This is a genomic window from Puniceicoccus vermicola (assembly GCF_014230055.1).
GTDB classification, from domain to species: domain Bacteria; phylum Verrucomicrobiota; class Verrucomicrobiia; order Opitutales; family Puniceicoccaceae; genus Puniceicoccus; species Puniceicoccus vermicola.
The window spans coordinates 31,029-47,906 of sequence record NZ_JACHVA010000069.1; the positions used below are offsets into that span (position 1 = coordinate 31,029).

Annotated in this window: 10 protein-coding genes; 1 reads left to right on the top strand and 9 read right to left on the bottom strand. The window is 55.9% G+C overall.

The features are described 5' to 3' along the window. Positions 1-42: 42 nt before the first annotated feature. A complete protein-coding gene (locus H5P30_RS07840) occupies positions 43-1,446 on the bottom strand; it encodes a tetratricopeptide repeat protein (RefSeq protein ID WP_185692404.1) in 1,404 nt (467 codons plus the stop codon). 45 nt (positions 1,447-1,491) lie between these two features. Here H5P30_RS07840 and H5P30_RS07845 point away from each other — a divergent pair, with 45 nt between their 5' ends. Next, positions 1,492-2,850: a glycosyltransferase gene (locus H5P30_RS07845; protein ID WP_185692405.1), complete on the top strand. Its 1,359-nt coding sequence runs from the start codon at positions 1,492-1,494 to the stop codon at positions 2,848-2,850. Between the two features lie 295 nt (positions 2,851-3,145). On the opposite strand, the gene H5P30_RS07850 is transcribed toward H5P30_RS07845, so the two are convergent. The 8 genes from H5P30_RS07850 to H5P30_RS07885 form a co-directional block, all read right to left on the bottom strand. Beyond that, positions 3,146-6,202 (bottom strand): UvrD-helicase domain-containing protein, encoded by a 3,057-nt coding sequence (locus H5P30_RS07850; protein ID WP_185692406.1) that lies wholly within the window; start codon positions 6,200-6,202, stop codon positions 3,146-3,148. Continuing rightward, a complete protein-coding gene (locus tag H5P30_RS22455) occupies positions 6,199-9,015 on the bottom strand; it encodes a PD-(D/E)XK nuclease family protein (protein WP_185692407.1) in 2,817 nt (938 codons plus the stop codon). Before H5P30_RS22455 ends, H5P30_RS07850 begins: the two co-directional genes overlap by 4 nt. Further along, entirely contained in the window at positions 9,012-9,842 is an 831-nt protein-coding gene (locus H5P30_RS07860; RefSeq protein ID WP_185692408.1) for an NAD(P)-dependent oxidoreductase, read from the bottom strand. The genes H5P30_RS22455 and H5P30_RS07860 overlap by 4 nt, the downstream gene beginning before the upstream one ends. A gap of 536 nt (positions 9,843-10,378) precedes the next feature. After that, the gene (locus H5P30_RS07865) at positions 10,379-11,917 is read right to left on the bottom strand and encodes an MFS transporter (protein WP_185692409.1); all 1,539 of its coding nucleotides are present in this window, start codon (positions 11,915-11,917) and stop codon (positions 10,379-10,381) included. Positions 11,918-12,027: 110 nt separating this feature from the next. Next, positions 12,028-14,352: a heavy metal translocating P-type ATPase metal-binding domain-containing protein gene (locus H5P30_RS07870; protein ID WP_185692410.1), complete on the bottom strand. Its 2,325-nt coding sequence runs from the start codon at positions 14,350-14,352 to the stop codon at positions 12,028-12,030. Further along, positions 14,345-14,956 carry a nicotinate (nicotinamide) nucleotide adenylyltransferase gene (gene nadD, locus H5P30_RS07875; RefSeq protein WP_185692411.1) on the bottom strand — a complete coding sequence of 204 codons (612 nt, stop codon included), beginning with the start codon at positions 14,954-14,956 and terminating at the stop codon, positions 14,345-14,347. The genes H5P30_RS07870 and nadD overlap by 8 nt, the downstream gene beginning before the upstream one ends. Before the next feature lie 65 nt (positions 14,957-15,021). Beyond that, the gene (locus tag H5P30_RS07880; RefSeq protein ID WP_185692412.1) at positions 15,022-15,393 is read right to left on the bottom strand and encodes a hypothetical protein; all 372 of its coding nucleotides are present in this window, start codon (positions 15,391-15,393) and stop codon (positions 15,022-15,024) included. 657 nt (positions 15,394-16,050) lie between these two features. After that, on the bottom strand, positions 16,051-16,878 hold an 828-nt coding region (locus H5P30_RS07885; RefSeq protein ID WP_185691362.1), incomplete at its 5' end, for an ISL3 family transposase.

Here is a 16,878-nt window from a genome sequence, read left to right on the forward strand (position 1 = left end):
ATGGTTCGGTAGGCAATCTTACGAGCACCAACCGAAAGGGAATTAGCCCTTGTTCCGATTGGCGTAGAACTCGTCGATCTTTTTGGAGACGTCCCGGAATCCGATATCGGCGGAATAGATCTCCTTGTAACGGTCGATCGCCTTCTCGGTTTCACCCATTTTCTCGTAGCACTCGGCGAGGTTGTAGATGACGTCCTTTTTGATTTCAGACATCCCATTGATTTCGCCTTTAGCCGTTTCAAACTGCTCGGCTGCCAAATCGTAGAATTCCTTCGCCTTATAGGCTTGTCCCAAGAGGTTGAGGCTCGGGATGCGCACCTTCGGGTTGCGCAGGGCAATTTGAAGTTGCTGAATCGCCAAATCGATCTGGCCGTCCTCAAGAAGCAATTCACCGTATTGATGACGAGCTGCATAGTCATTGGGGTAGCGCTTGACCATATCGGCTGAATGCTCGATCAAATACTTCTTCCGCTCTTCGACCATTCCCTCGAGCTCTTGTTGCAGCTCTTGGTTTTCGGGATCGGCCTCGAGTTCTGCCTTCTTCGCCTGGATCAGACTGTCGACATATTCGCGGTAAAGCTTTGTCTCAAGCCGCTCCAAACTAACATCAGCCTTACCACCTTCCAGCTTGCGGGCTTCTTGAACCCAAGAAATGGCTGACTCGTAATCACCAGCACGGTGGTAATAGGTGCTGATCTGCTTGTAGTTGGTAAGATTTTCAGGCTCTGCTTGGATCTTCTCGTAGGTGTCTTGGATGAGTTTCTCGAGATTCTCTTCAGTGGTCGTCGAGCGGCTTGCCTGTTCGAGATTTTCAGCCTCGGCTTTATTCTTCAGTTTCGAACGGAAATCTCCTTCCTCCTCCCATTTGCCCTTTTCCATGGACTGGGCGACGGATGCCCGCTTGACGATGTCTTGCGCTTCGCCGTCACCGGGATGTTCGCGAATGATGCGCTCACAGACACGGATACAGTCGTTGGGACGATCTACCTTGAGGTAAAGATCGGCCAATTTCTTCGCAACATCGAGGTTGCTGGTGTCCTTTTCATAGGCACCCTCATAAGCAAAAACAGCGGTATGGGGTAGATCTTTGAGAGCCGCTCCGTCGCCGAGTAGGCGAAGAGCATCGACGCTATCCGGGTCGTCCTTGAGAATTTTTTCGGCCTGAATCATCGCCTTGGCCGGATCTTTCTTCAAGGTAACCCCTCCGATTTTCGAGAGAGGTTTGGAGGTCAGACCAGAAAGGAAAGATTTCTTCTTGCCCGACTTGGCGGCTCGGTGAGCGGAATGGAGCACCTCTCGCGCTTCGACGCACCCTGGATACTTCTCTACGAGACCCATGCAGATCTCTATTGCGAAAGCGGCACTGCCAGTTTTGACACTGTTTCTGGCCTTTTCGACTTGTTTACGGATTCGGGGATCTAGCTCTGTAAGCGGTTGGTCGGACATGATTGGGTTATAGACAGAAGGGGATACTATCGGGAAGAACGCCCTATGCGTCTAGCCCGAAATGGGGAATTCGCTCAGGAAATCATCTCATCCGAGAATCGGTTTGTGACGATTTCTTCATGTAGCAGCGCCCAATTGCGTTGGACTCCAGAAGTCCTTTTCAGCATGGTTCACAGTTCCGACTTAGCACGATCAGCCTTCAATTTCATGCGAATCTGTATATTCTCGGATAGTTTTTATCCCTATATTTCCGGCGTCTCGATAGCGATCCTTCAACAAGCCAACGCGCTCGCCGCCCGGGGTCATGAGGTGTCTATCGTCCGCCCACGGCCCGCCCGCAAGGAGGCGGCAGAATCGATCCCAGACCTTGATCCGACCATCCAAATTTTTGACACTCCGGTCACCATCCCTCACCGCGCTTTCGCACGCCTGCGTCTTGCCTGTCCGACCTTTTTCTCCACCTGGCGCAAACTTCGCACGGTCAATCCCGATGTGATCCACGTCCATACCGAATTTGGAACCGGATGGGAGGGTCTTGCCATGGCCCGCGTTCGGAAAGTTCCGCTACTGGGCACCTTCCATACGTTTTTCGCCGAACCGGAATACCTGAAGCATTTCCCGGTGCCCAATTGCCGACTGACCCGGGGAGTACTCTGGCGGTATTCGGTTGGTTTTTTCAACCGCTGCCACACGGTGATTACCCCCTCCCGGGCGGTCCATGACTCTCTAGCCGGGCGCGGGGCCAAATGCCGACTTGAAAAGGTTTCGAACGGTATCCGACGTCCCAAACTGCAAACGGAGGAATCCATCCGAGAACGGCGCCGCGAAATGGATTTGGAGGGAGTCACCTTTCTCTATGTTGGCCGGGTGTCCCATGAAAAGTCGATCGAGCTGGTCCTCGAGGCGTTTGGGCAAGTCTGGTCAATCAATCCAAGCGTCCGCCTCCTCGTGATTGGCGGAGGGCCCCACGAGAAGGAACTGCGGCAAATGGCAGTGAAAATGCCCTGCGCCGCGGCAATTCAATTCACGGGAGCCATTCCCAATCACCAACTGCTCTCCGAAAACCTCTATCGTCTCGGCGATGTCTTCGTTACCGCGAGTACGACCGAAAATCAGCCAGTCAGCATCCTCGAAGCGATGTCGTTCGGGTTGCCTTTGATCGGGCCGAGGGCCAAGGGACTGCCGGAGATGATTCTCGACGATCAAAACGGCCGCCTCGTCGAACCCAAAGATGTGAAGAGCCTCGCTCAGGCCATGACCCAGGCCGCCGAGGATCACGAAGCCCGGGAGCGATGGGCTCAAGGAGCCATCTCAATGGCCCAAGAACACGATCTCGACCGCGTCGCCGGGCGATTGGAAGATCTTTACCAAGATGCGATAACTTCCCGCCGTGTACCCGTATGAGGAAGTGCTGCTTGCGAGTTTTTCCGCGAAACTGTCGGAACCCCGTACCGTGCAGCTTCAGCAAACGGCTTCACTGGAGAGGCAACGTGAGGCGCAGCTGAAGCTACTGCCCTACGTGGGGAACGCGCATTTCCGTAGTCGCTCAGCTTCAGCTGCGCGGTCCTGTGGTAACGGAAGGTTCTTTCAACGAGCCGCCGGAAAAAACCGACGCTGGCGCCGCTGAAGTTGAGTCCCGACGAGATGAACCTCTCCGTCGTCCCTATCCGGGCGCTCTCATTTTCTTTTCGCTGCCAGATCAAACCGTCTCGACCTGGCCTGTTCTCAGAAAGATCAGTTGGGCTTCAATCCGGTCTTCTTCGATTCCGAGGATCATGGCGAGGGCCTTCCGGTAAATCCGCATCTGCTCCCGATATCCGGCTGGAACTTCTTCGCTCCGAGTGCGATCGGTTTTAAAATCGATAATCATCGGGTTGGCGACGCCTTCCTTCCAGCCCTCGGGGAGATGCACCCGGTCGAAAACACCGGAACTCCAGGCACCTTCGATACAGGCGTCGAACGCGCGTTCCCGCCAGACCGTCGTCGATTTGTTCGGTTCGCTGAGAATAGTTTGGATCTCCGGGACTTGGAGAGCGTCTTCGATGATCTGGCTCACCTCGGGATCGTCGGCAATTGGGAGGAAGGATAACGCGGGCCATTCCCAAGCAGCGAGGGCAGCGTGAACTCGGCGTCCGAGATCGAGACTCTGATTGCGCCCGGGAAGGAACGGAGACACACGTTCTTCGGAATCTCCACCAGAAGGGGTGAGCAACCTTCTCGCCAGCACGGGAGGAGGATCCTTGCGTTGAGGCGGGTGCGGTTCAGCGGGTGCGGGAGTCGGCTCTGTTTTCTCAGCGGCGGGTAAGCCCTTACCGAGAGAAACCAAAACGCCTTCATCGACATCGGGAGCGAATGCCTTCTCGATCCAATAGTGAATGCCGTTCTTCGATTTCCCTTTTTTCTCCGAAAGAAAAAGATGAAGACTCGCAGCTGCTCTTGTGAAGGCTACGTAGTGCACGCACAGGTTTTCGAATTCGCGATCCTGTTCGGCTGACAAAGCCCATTCCTCCAGCGGCGGAAAGGCGGTTCGGACGTCCGTTTTCACGCTTTCGAGAACGCGAATGACCCGGCCGTTCTCCTCATGGGTCCAGAACTCTTTAAAATTACCGGAATTCTGCTTCGCATCGAGATCGGGGAGGAGAACCATGTCGAACTCCAGCCCCTTGGACCGATGGATGGTCAGAATCTGAACGCTCCCTTCGGCACCGGTATCTTCGATCCGGGCGTGTTGAATGGTACGCGCCATTTCCCGAAGAGCCGGATCGGGTGAGGTTTCGATCCCTTGCAATAAGGAGTGAACGGAACGGAGGCACCGGCGTTCAGAGTCGTCCATCCAACCTTCCTCCTCGAGGGCTTGTTCAAACTCAGCAAGAAATGTGGAGCTCGACCCATCCTCCCATCGTTCACGCAGAGATCCTGCCGTGATCGGACCATGACAGAAGGACTCGATGGCGGCGTGGGCTGAATTGGATCGAAGGAAGCCGAGGGCTGCGGTGTCGCCGGGGTGGAGTAGCACCTGGAAAATCGCGTGCAAAAGACGGCCGGAAGTAAAATCACGACAGATGGAGAGGGCCCCATCGCGAACGACAGGGATTCCCTCGGCTCGCAACATCGACTCGTAGCGATTGGCCTCGGTGTTCTTTCGACAGAGGATGGCAACCGATCGGCCACTTTTCCATGGCGTCTCGGTTTTGAGAAACTCGACGACCTCACTATCCCGGGCATTACTGTCAGCGGCTCGATGAACCATAACTTCGCCAGTCAGATCGGCTCGGGCCGACTCATGGTGAGTCCAGGCTTTCATCCAGCGCTCTACGACCGCGGGATCGGCTGCATCGGGGAATGACTCCGGTGAACCGAATAGGCGGTTGGTGAACTCGACAATCGCGGGAGCACAGCGATAGGTCTTGGCCAGTGACTGAGTCTCGAGAGCTCGGGGCTCGAAATGTCGATAGCGTTCGTAAATCTCGTCAAAGAGGCGACTGTCCCCCTGGCGCCAACCGTAGATGGCCTGCTTTTGATCCCCGACGCAAAAAAAACTGCGGGGGTTCTCCGCATCATAGAAAAGCTCATCCACGAGCGGATGAATTACCTGCCACTGGCTACGGCTCGTATCTTGGAACTCATCCAGCAGCCAATGTTTCAGTCGGGCGTCTAGTCGGTAGGCCAGAACTGTTCCCTCGAAGGTTTCCAGAGTCGAGAGAAGATGGGGCAGGTCGGCGAAACGAATCGATCCTGCGCGAAGTCGCCGCCGCACGTATTCCTGCTCGTACATTTGCAGGAAGGCATGGGCACCCTTCGTGTTGCGAACGGCAACATGTACGACGTTGGCATGGAAAATTCCAGAAAGCTCGACCAACGCTTCTCCAGCTTCTTCTTCGAGAACCAGCCTCTTGCGGTTGAGCATAAAGTATTTCTTCCCGGCGAGCAGCTTTTCGCGATCCGCCGCACCCGCCTTAATCCATTTCTCTGCCTCCTTCGGAAGGGCCGGAGAAAGATCCCAGGTTCCCAATAATTCAAGAACCTCCTCAACGCCACTTCGGCACTCTGGAGGGATCTTTTGGCTTTTCAATGCCGTTTCGAACCGGGTCAGACGTTGGTTCCATTCCTCCAACGACACCGGAGGGAGCGACATCTCGGAGGGGAGGGCGCCCCAATATTCCGCCTGAGGGGCCGACCGAAAAAGGGACTGTGCATTTTGAATCCAGTCTTCCAATACGTTCTGAAAAGAACGCACCGATTCGGCGCCACGGTCTTCTTCGATGAGGTGAAAGATTGCTTGTCGGACTTCATCGGAAGACGCGGCAAAAATGCTACGGAGAAGATCGCGGGTCAGAAAATCATCGGCGGTTTCGGCTCCCATTCTCACGTCGGTGCCAAGGCCGAGCTCCAGTCGAAAAAGGCCGACTAACTCGAGGAAAAACGCATCGATGGTGCTGAGGCGCAGCTGATCTGGGTCCCGGACCAGTTGGCTCAGGAGGCCAAGGAATTCCTCACCGCCCCAATCTTCATGGCCGACTTCTTCCGCGAGAAGATCGGCTTTGCCCGGATTCGTGACCGCATCGGCAATGGCTTTCAGCAGTTTGCTACGAAACTCCCCAGCTGCCTTGCGGGAGAATGTCGCGGCAAGGATTGACTCTGGAGCCTCTCGGTCTGCGAGGAGGCCGATTAGACGCCGGACGAGGAGATAGGTTTTTCCGGATCCGGCTGACGCGCGGACCAGTAAATGCGGTCGGGGCTGACGCTGAATACTCATTCGGAATCCTCCTGATTTCCGGACTCGAGAGAGGCCAAATCAACCAGGCCTTCCGGGGTCCAGCTGGCCTCTCCATTCGGTCCGGACCATTCGAATTGGTCGGACTGCTTGAAAGTCGAGCTCGGCGGCCAAAATCCTTTCTGTCTCCAGAATGCTACGACTTTTTGCGCGGTCGAGAACCCGTCTTGGGCCAGGTCATCGGTAAACTCGGGCCACTCTACCAATTTTGATTCGGTTACGGCGCGGGGCAACTGGATATAGGCAACCCGAATCGGGCGCCCGGGATATTTCTTTCGTAGGGCCGCGGCATAAAGTGGGAGTTGGAGATTGGTCCAGCCCCACTGAGAAAGTCCGGAAACCGGGAGAAGAGACGAGACGCTGAAAGAACGCCGCCGGGAAAGGTCGGTGATGTGAGCATCCAGCGGATCGGTGGCTTTTTCACTGGTCTTATAATCGACTACACGAAGTTCATCCCCCCGTTCCTCGACGAGGTCGATCTGTCCGGAGATTGGAATCCCCTCAATGGTCAAAAGTTGCTCGTCCCGAAAATTCCACTCCACATGCAGTGGAGTCCAGCCCTCGAGCCGAGATTCCTGCCGAATTTTCACCGCCGCCTGAACTCTTCGCTTCAAGCCCTCACGCTGCAGCTCAAGCAGGAGACCTGGGCGACGTCCAAACTCATCGATAAACCAGTTGTCGAGAAGGGTATAGGCCCTGGCTTCCACGGCTTCCAAACCTTCCCAATTCAATGGCTCGCTTTCCGGCTCGTCCAGTTGCCGCATGACCTCGTGCAATCCGGTCCCGAAGGCTCCGGGATCCATTTCCAAGCGGTCGGGATCCACGCATTTCCAGTTGGCGACCCGTTCCAGGAAGAATGTAAATGGACAGCGGACCCAGGAGGAAAAACTGGTCACATGGATTCGGTCGAGGGAGTCGAGCCAGTCGGCGATAACCTCGGGGGAGGAAGGGTTGATGGTGATTGGGGAGGCGGAGGAGGCCGGAGCGGTCGGAGTGGGCTCCTGTGACAACCATTGGACCCGATGCGGCAATGCATCCGGCTTCGTATAGTAGAGAAGCCGCGAGGGGGAAACGACGCTGCCCTCCAAGTCCCTGCCGGGCACGTGGAGATCGACACGTCCGTTTTGGCTTCGGAGGTCGATAAGAGTGCGAAGAATGTACGCGTCTCGGGCATCCCGGGTTTTACGGCCTGGGATGTGGAGGTTCTGGCGGAGAGTTTCCGGAAGCAGTGGATGAGAGCCAATCATCCCCGGAACGGATCCATCGTAGAAGTCGGGGATCTGCAGCCACTCGTTTTCTTCCCAGAGCAATTCGAGCCAACCGAGTACTTCGATGACCTCGGCCGGACGATCCGCATACACCGGAAATTTCATCGCTTCCTCGACTGCCCAACGCCCGAGCGAGTAAAGATCGCGAATCCCGGCGAGGCGTCCCGCAGACTCGTGAATCGCAGCGAGGGCAGAAGCGAACTCGGGAACCCCTTCAGAGGTTTCGACCTCGGCGAGAAGGGGCCGTAAATCGGGATGCTCCACCAGTGCAAAAATATTCCCCGTCTCCCGGGCGGTGCGTCGGAGGGCTCGAGTCATACTGAGGACCCGGGACCTCCGTTTCCGGTTCGCCACCACGTTGAAAAAATCGCCAATCGCATTGGGAAGGATCTTTTCCAAAAGCTCGTCGGCTTCCTGGATCCAGTCCTCACGGCTGGCGCGTTCTCCCGCAGACTTCATCCATCGGGCGACAAAGGGATCTCTCAGCCAGGCGACCAAGTCGGGAATTTCTTCGCCAAAACAAACTCCAGTGAGGTGGCGAAAGAATCGACCTGCTTCCGTCGAACCAAAAGGTTGGCCAGCGGGATCGTAGGCGGAAATGCCCTTGGTTTGCAGTTCGAAGGTCAGGGCGGCTCCATCGGCGGGAAACCCGACCCCGCAGACACAGGCAGACCGTGATTCCGGGTGCTGGCTCAACCGATCCGCGATCTTCCCGTTGGCTTCCCCCACATCTTTGCAGACGATTAAGGACTCGTCGGGTATCTCGATGGGAGCTGCGGAAAACCACTCGACACGAGGGCGACCCACCTCGTCGAACCCATCCGCCTGATCCGGATCGGCAAGAACGAGAATTTCGATCGGAAATTGCGTCCCCAGATTCCGGAGGCAGACGGCAACCCTCTCTGGGAAATCGGGGGTTCCGGCGATGACCATCCTTTTCCACGGAAAAAACTCGGTTGGATTCTTGGCAATCTGAGCCGCACGGTCATCAGGATCCTGCTGGCCGTTTTCATCGAGTAAACGGCTATACAGGTGTTCGATTCCGGCAAGAGCCCTCCACCGGTCGCGGTCGCCAATCGTTTCCAACTCACAAGCTTCTCTAAAATCAAGTAGGGCCTCGCTCAATTCCCGTCGGGTTTCGAGAAAGAATCGGGCGAAGGAAAGTTGTTCTTCCAGCCCTCCTTCAGGATCTCTTCCGAAGGCGGCGTTCAACATTTCAGAGGAGGCCGATCGAAGTGCCCGGGCAACGACGAGAGTTTGGTCAGCGCGAGAGAGCCCTGCAGCACCTCCGCCCATGGCCGAAAATAGCGACCCGGGGGTAAGGACCGTGGGGCTGAGTAGAGCCCGGCCTTCCTCCAAGGCACGGAGAGCCAGGGATTCCCGAACTCGTCGCCCGACATTGCGGGTGGGAAGCAGCAAAGCCGTATTCGAGAGATCCGGAATCTCTGAAGTGCCAGGCGTCCAGAGGTGGTCGAGCAGGCTGCGAAGAATGGGCCGTTGGCAGCCGGTGTAGTGAAGTTCGATCACGGGAGGATTCGAAGCAGGGAAATAAAATCATCGTCGCCATAACCCGCTTCGAGGGCGGCCTTTAGTCGTTCGCGAACGAGTGCGAGCGAGGGCAGGTCGAGTGGAGCCGAATTCGTCGCCAGACGCATGTCCTTCTCCATGTTGCGGACAGAAAACTGTGGAGAGAAATCCATTTCCCGAATCTTCTCTTCTTTCAGTCCAGCCAGACCGGACCAAGCAACGTTTTCCCGAAGAACATCGAAAAACTGGCCGTCGCTGAGTCCAGCTTTCCTCGACCAGGCAATTCCTTCGCAGAGGGACTCGGTGATTGCCGAAATTTGGTGATTCATGGCCAACTTGATGGTGGCCGCCTGCGTGGGCGTATCGAAACGGAAACGCTTCCGGGAGACGAGAGACAGGATCGGTTCGATAAAATCGAGGTCGGCATCCGATCCTCCTTGGAAGTAAACCGTTTGTTTCTCCTCCGCCGCTGGTTTACTCCCCGTGAAGGGAGCTTCGACATAACGCGCTCCGGTCGAGCGAACCTTCTCCGCAAATTTCTCGGCACTGATCGGGTCAATAGTGGACGATTGAAACACGATCTTCGAAGCATCCAGCACCGGTAGAATAGACTCGAGCACTTCCTCCACCGAGTCCGGATCGTAGAGACAAAGCTGGACAATCTCTCCGGCCTCAGCGGCCGCAGACGCTGAATCCACCCACTGGGAAAAATCAGGTTTCGGCGTCCGGTTCCAAGTCGCGGCCAGCACACCTGCTTCCGAATAATGACCGGCCCAAATCGAGCCAATAATCCCCAGTCCCAAAACCGAAATCGTAGGTTGTTCCATGAAGGAAAGGTTTACCGGAACCAGCGCCCTTTTGTCGAAGGGGAAGTTTCGGAGAGAAGGGGGCTGGTTCAAAAACGTTCACTCCATCGTAGAGTCGGACGACTAAAGTCATCCGAGAACGGGAGAGCGCCTACAAGTAGCCGCTCAGCTTTAGCTGCGCGGTCCTGTGGCCGCGGAAGGTCTCTCCAGCAGGATCCGTCCGAGGAATACGCAATGGGGGCAGCTGAAGCTGCTCCCCTACGGGTAGCCGCTCAGCTTTAGCTGCGCGGTCCTGCGGTTGCGGAAGGTCTTCCCAGCAGGATCCGTCCGAGGAATACGCAATGGGGGCAGCTGAAGCTGCTCCCCTACGAGTAGCCGCTCAGCTTTAGCTGCGCGGTCCTGCGATCGCGGAAGGTCTCTCCAGCAGGATCCGTCCGAAGAAATCGCATTGGGGGCAGCTAAAGCTGCGCCCCTACTATGCCCTTACGCAAAAGGGGCCCGAACGAAACCGACCGAGCCCCTTGGCTGATGATGAGTCCCTACTGAGGATGAAAAAATCAGGTCTCGGATTTCAGGGCCATGGCTTCGACGACTGGATTGTCCTTGGAGGGGGGAGTCGGGTCTTCGGGCTCTGGGTCCTCGAGGGATTCGAGATTGATGCCCTTGGTTTCGATGCCAAACCAAGCCGTCACTCCGGCACCGATAATGGAGGTGCCGATGAGGATGTAGAGCAGGTTGGTCGTGCCAATCTGATTGAGTAAAACGGGGAAGAGAAAGGCCGTCGTTACGGCGCCAATCTTGGCAAAGGAAGCGGCAAAACCAGCCCCTTTGCCGCGTAGTTTTGTCGGGAACACTTCACCCGCGATGAGATACGTCATGGCATTGGGCCCGATATTGGTCATGAAATTAAAAAGCATGAATCCGACAAAGATGAGAAAGAGATTCGTCGATCCGTCCGGATGGAGAGAAAGAGCCGCGAGGAGAAGGCCGACCGCACAACCCAGAAAACCAAAGATCTGCAGACGAATCCGGCCAATCTTGTCGACGAGGAAGACGGCGCAGACAATCCCGACGATGAGGAGGATGTCGAGAATTGCCGATCCCTTGGCTGCCAGCACGTCGTCGTGAATGATTGCCGCGAGATTGTGTTCGGCGCTCTTGGCTCCGATCATCGTCGCGAGAATGGTCGGAGTGAAGATACCGATGCCGTAAGTGCCAAGATCCTGAAGGAACCAGGGGATCGCAGCGAGAATCGTCGCTCTGCGATTTTTTCGGGAAAAGAGATCGGCGTAGGTCGCCTTCTTTTTCTTATGCTTGTGGGGCTTTTTCGGCATCTTCAGAATAATCTCAGTCGGATAAGACGGATTTCTCTGAAGCAATTTGCCAAGGGCCCGGCAGGCGTCGTCATGGCGATGTTGCGAAACCAGCCAGTGGGCGCTCTCAGGAATGAAGAATCGGAGAAAAACAATAACGACACCGAGGGGAAGGACGCTCCCGTACATCCAGCGCCATGCATCGGGCTCTGGATAGACTTTGAGGATGAAGAATCCAAGGACAGTTCCGAACAGAGCCCCCACCGCCTGGAAGGCAAAGGCACCGAGAACCAGTCGACCCCGCACCCGGCTCGGAATGCTCTCGGAAATCACCACGTGGGCGGTTGGATAGTCACATCCCAAGGCGGTTCCGACTCCGAAGAGAAAGATGACAAAGGTCCAATAACCCGGACTGAAAGCCACGCCCAAAAGAAAGAGAACGAAGAGAATCATCTCTGCGATGAACATCCGCTTTCGTCCAAAGGTATCCGCGAGGCCCCCGAGAGCGGTCGCCCCGATTAGGATGCCGAAAAGAGGTGCGGCGCCAACGATTCCTTTCTGGGCGGCGGTAAGACCAAAATCCTGATGGAGAAGGGGAATGGCCACGCCCGTCATAAAGACGACCATTCCCTCAAAAAATTTACCGGCAGTTGCCAGAACCCAAATGCGTTTCTGGATCCCCGTAATCAGCGAGTCGCTAACGGTGGTACCGTCTTCCCAGAAAGGAGTTTCATCGATATACGACTGAACGGATCTCGGTTTCTTTGTTTTGGAAGCACTCATGACTCTCGGTATTCACCTCTTTTATCGGTGCAGCAAGCGCTTCTTCTCCATGCAACGGGATTGTTGCGAACCCATTGGTTTCCGATTGGATTATGTCCCCAACACCAAGATCAGCGGCGACGCATCCGGGAGGCCCGGGCGACGGTCAGGAGAGCGCTGGAGGGCATCAAAATGGCCGCGAGTAGCGGATTCATCCAGCCGAAGAGACAGAGGGCGATGGCAGCTACGTTGTAGACGGCTGCGAAAGTGAAGACCTGGCGGAGAATGCGCGCCCGCAGAACCCCGGTTTCGAAAAGATGGCGGATGCCGGATAAATCGCGTCCCGTGAAAAAGAAATCGCAACGGGATTCGAGAAGACCTTTGTCGAGGAGTGGGGTGCCACGACATAGAGCGCGGGAAAAGGCGAGGGCGTCGTTGGCCCCATCGCCAATCATCAGAGCTGAGCCTTTTGCATTCTTCTCGATCCACTGGGCTTTCGCTTCCGGGCTCAGTCCTCCCAAGGCCCGTTCGCGCGGGATCGGTAGACCGGAGGCAAGGGTATCGACTTTTTCCTGACGATCTCCACTGAGGATGGCCAGACCCAGACCCCGGTCAGCCAGCTTCTGCAACTCCTCGGAGGCTTGTTGGCGGACGGAATCGGTGAAGACAAACCGAGTCAGCACCTCCCCATTTCTAGCGAAAACCGTAGCCCCATCGGCCTCGTCTTCGGCATCCTTCCAACCCGCTTTCCCGAGCGTCCATTCCTCGGAACCTTTCGCGGCAACGACGCCTTGGCCGGCAATTTCGGTAAACGAATCGGGCGGCAGACTGCGTACTCCGCGGCGTAGGAGTTCCTCCCGCAGAGTCCGACCGACGGGATGAAAACTGGATTCAACCAAGCTCAGGAGGAGCGATTTTTCCGGTTCGCCAAGACGATCCAATGAGGAGGGATCGGTGAGCGTCGGATTCTCGAGGGTTAAGGTTCCCGTCTTGTCGAAAACAGCTTCCTTAACGTCGTCGAGACGTCCCCAGAGATCGCCTTCCCGCAAATAGACCCCATGACGCCGTAATCGACCCGCAGCGATGTCATTGATGAGCGGCCAAGCAATCCCAAGGGAGCAGGGGCAGGAAACGACGAGTACAGAGATGGCCACTTGGAGACCGGAAAAAACGTCCCCGAACACTCCCCAAGCCGTCCCTCCGAGCACCGCTAGTGCAATCACCAGGCCGGTGTAGAAAACCAAAATCCGCTCAAGGAGAAGGTTGCGGGGCGGATCGCCTGTCTCGTTCGTCAGACGGAAAAGCAGAGAATCTTTCCATGTCTCTTCGGCGCGCAAATGAGCCGGATCACTGCTCGTCAGGATGGCGCCCGAGGGGACCCGTGAACTGGTTTCGAAGGAGACCCCATCCGACTCGCCATTCATATTTTCGAGGCTAAAAGTGGCCGGGCCATTCTCGAGAACCGAACGAACCGGCAAGGTCTGCCCGGGCTCTAGAGAGAAACGGTGCTCGGGGCGGATGGCTCCGGCGGCGAGGCGCTCATTTCCTACGAGGGACTGGTAGGTCGTCGCCGCTGGATCCAAGGCCTGTGCCCGGGCGCGGTTTCGCTCAATGGATCGCTCCTGCAACCAGCGGCCGGTCAGCATTAAAAAGATAAAAATGGCGACGAAATCGAAATAGACGAGATCCTCGCGCCCCAGCAACCATCCGATGATGGATCCACCCCAAGCCGCACTGACTCCGAGAGCGATCGGCAGGTCGATATGAAGAACCCCCATTCGTGCGGCGTCCCACGCCCGACCCACGAACCAGAGCCCTCCGACTCCAAAGCTGATCGAGGCGAACAAGACGGTGAGGATCCCGAATAGATCTGCAAAGGGGAAATCCTTCTCCATGCCCAGGTAACCCGGCAGGGTAAAAAGCATCGTATTCAGGGCCAAAAAGGCACAAATGCCCAATCGACTCAACAGGGGGCCGGAATCTGACTCGGTCGGGCCCGAGCGAGGGGCGAATCGATAGCCAAATCGCCGGACTTCTTCAGCAAATTTCACCGGTGAGAAAACGCCGGGGCGCCATTCGAGCTCGGCCCGTCCACTCTGTGGGTTGACCGAGAATCGGCGTCCGCCCGATTGTTTGCGGAAAAGCTCCTCGAGAAGCCACACACAACCAACGCAGGAAATTCCTTTTACATCGAGGGAGAGCTGCGCCGCACGGCCTTCGACCTCGGCAGTTTTTTCCGCTTCCCCAACAGCCGCTCGGAGCCATTCGAAGTCGGCCGGTCGCGAGACCGCGGGTGAGACGGGTTCAATGGCACGGCCTCGGAGTGAGTAGAATTTCTCCAATCCTCGCTCCTCGATCAACTGGTGAACATGGGCGCAGCCTGCACAACAAAACTCCTCGTCCGATTCACTCAGAAAAGGAGTCCCGCAGTGTTTGCAGGATTTGGTCTCAGCCACGGGAATAGAGCGGGTTTTGGTCGAGATAATCGGCCACGGCAGCCGGGAGAAGAGAGCGAACCGATGCTCCCTGTTGGGCTCGTTCCCGAATCTCGGTGGCGCTAATATCAATCCGTCGCGAGGGAAGGAAAATCACATCTTTATCCTCCGGCTCTTCGACTTCTGGGGTGGAGTCCTGATTCCCTTCGCGGGAGGCACAGAGAAACGTCACTTCCTTCCGAAGTTCATCAATGGCGTGCCAGTCGTTTAGTTGATCGTACTGATCGCGGCCGATGAGGAAAAATAATTCTGCCTCGGGGAATTGCGCCCGATAGTGACGGACCGTTTCGACGCTGTAGACGCGGCGTCCCTGCCGAATATCGAAGTCGTCCACGGAAAAATGAGGATACTTTTCCACTGCGGCCCGAACCATCGCAAGACGGTCGGTGGCGGGAGTTTCCGCGTCCCGACTGCGTAAGGGCGCGGAGAAAGCGGGAAGGAAATGAAGCTGATCCAACTGTGCAGCCTGTAGAGCATCTTCGGCGATGATCAGATGGCCCAGATGGATCGGATCAAAAGTGCCGCCATAGATCGCAATGCGGGCAGGACGGTTCGTTTTCGCCATAAGAATAGAGCGGTTGCCGATCCGGGAGCAGCTTCAACCAGTCCGGATTCCGCCCCTGCGGATCACTACTGCAGAGCGGGTGTCACGTTTCCGAAGACCCCCAGCCATGCGGCTAAGCCCGCCAGAACGATGACAGCGACCCAAAGTGCTTTGTTCCATGCCGGTTTCTTATTGATCATGGACAATGCGCCGCCGAGCAGAACCCAGATCACGATCTTGAGGATGAGCCAGATCGGCCAACCGAGACTTAATTTGGCCTGCATTCCGAATCCACCCACGAGAATCATCAGGAGCCCAATGCCGCTGAGGATTGCACCGAATATCCGCACTGGCTTGTTGTCAGGGGCCAGAACCGCCCGAGCCAAAAGGGCTCCATACCCTAAAATGAGAAGAAACGCTCCGAAGAGGTGAATGAAAAGATAGAAGTTGATAGACATGATTTTCGCTCAGCGGAGGAGTGTAGGGGAAAAGCCTCCCGGGAGACGAGGGAATTCGAATTCGCCCGGGGCTCAAGAATAAGAAGCGGGTCAAACCCAAAGTTGCGAGAACTTCCATGCTTTGCAGGACAAGACCAGCTCTCGATTTTAGGCTGAAGGCATAAGAGAAAAGATGCAATGCGCCGGACCCTGCTTCAATATAAGCGCAAGACCATCATCGATGTGAAAAAGAGAACCCTCAGATGGATTTTTTGGCCCCTATTTCTCGGTGGAGCGGCGGTTTTTGCTGGAATAAATTTTCTTTCGAGTTTCACCCGAATCGGAGCATTGAAAGCGCGCACGATGTCTCAGTTTTCCCAGATTGCTTTCGCGATACAACTCACTGAGCAGGACTATGCAAAGCCATTGGAATTCTCCGATTCATCGGACCTGGCGGTTATACTTCAAGGGGATAATTTCCACGACGGAAATCCAAAGCAGATTCGATATATGTCCTTCACAGAAGAATCTCTCGACGAGAACGGAATGATTCTCGATGCCTGGGGGAACCCGATTCGGGTGGAGACGAGATCGGACAACTATCGTTTGCAATCAGCGGGGCCGGACGGAGTCTTTGAGGTACCGTCGGAAGGAGACGACCTTATTTTTGGTTCATCGTCATTTCCCGGGGAAAGCATGCTTAATCTTGAGGAAGAAGTATTCCGTATCCCTGAAGCCATAAGCGGTTCTTTTGATGACCTTGATCTTGTTGTTCATGCCCTCGAGCACGCTGGTGTTGAGTGGGTATTTGGCTGAGGCTATGATTCCACGGAGGTAGGGTCTGAGTTTATCAGCGAAGGCGAGCAGGGGTTTGATTTTGGACTCACGGCACATCCTCCACCATGTGCGCCAGCGTTTGAAGGCGCCCCAGATGCTTGAGCTTCGCCATAGTTCTTTGAGCTGTTCTTTCAGGACGTAGACTTGAGCCAAGGATTGGTTGGCATTCATCAGCTCTTCGAGCCTGACAAGTTCTTCTTCATTGAGGTTGTCCTTGTTCTTTAGAAGTAACCATCGGCTACGTTTGACCGCTCTGCGAGCCGACTTGTTCTGCCTTAGTTCATTGGCCTGATCCACGCGGACTCGGTCGATGACTTCACGGCCGTATTTGGCAACGACATGAAAAAGGTCGTAGACGACTTCCGCATTCGGGCAGTGCATCTTCACCTCCAGGTCAAAGGCGCTGTTCTGATCCATCGCGACCGCTTCGATTTGATCGCAGTGTTCGCCCAGTGATTCAAAGAAGGGGCGTATGGATTCGCGACTGCGCCCTTCACCGATCCAAAGCACTTGCCGAGTGTCCGCATCGGCTACGACGGAGGCGTAGCGGTGCCCCTTGTGCAATGCGAACTCATCCATGACCAGAGTTCTGAGCGAACCGTAATCGACTTCAGGCAACTCCCGAACCAACCTAGCTTTGTCAATGCGTTTGACGGTGTGCCAAGGCAA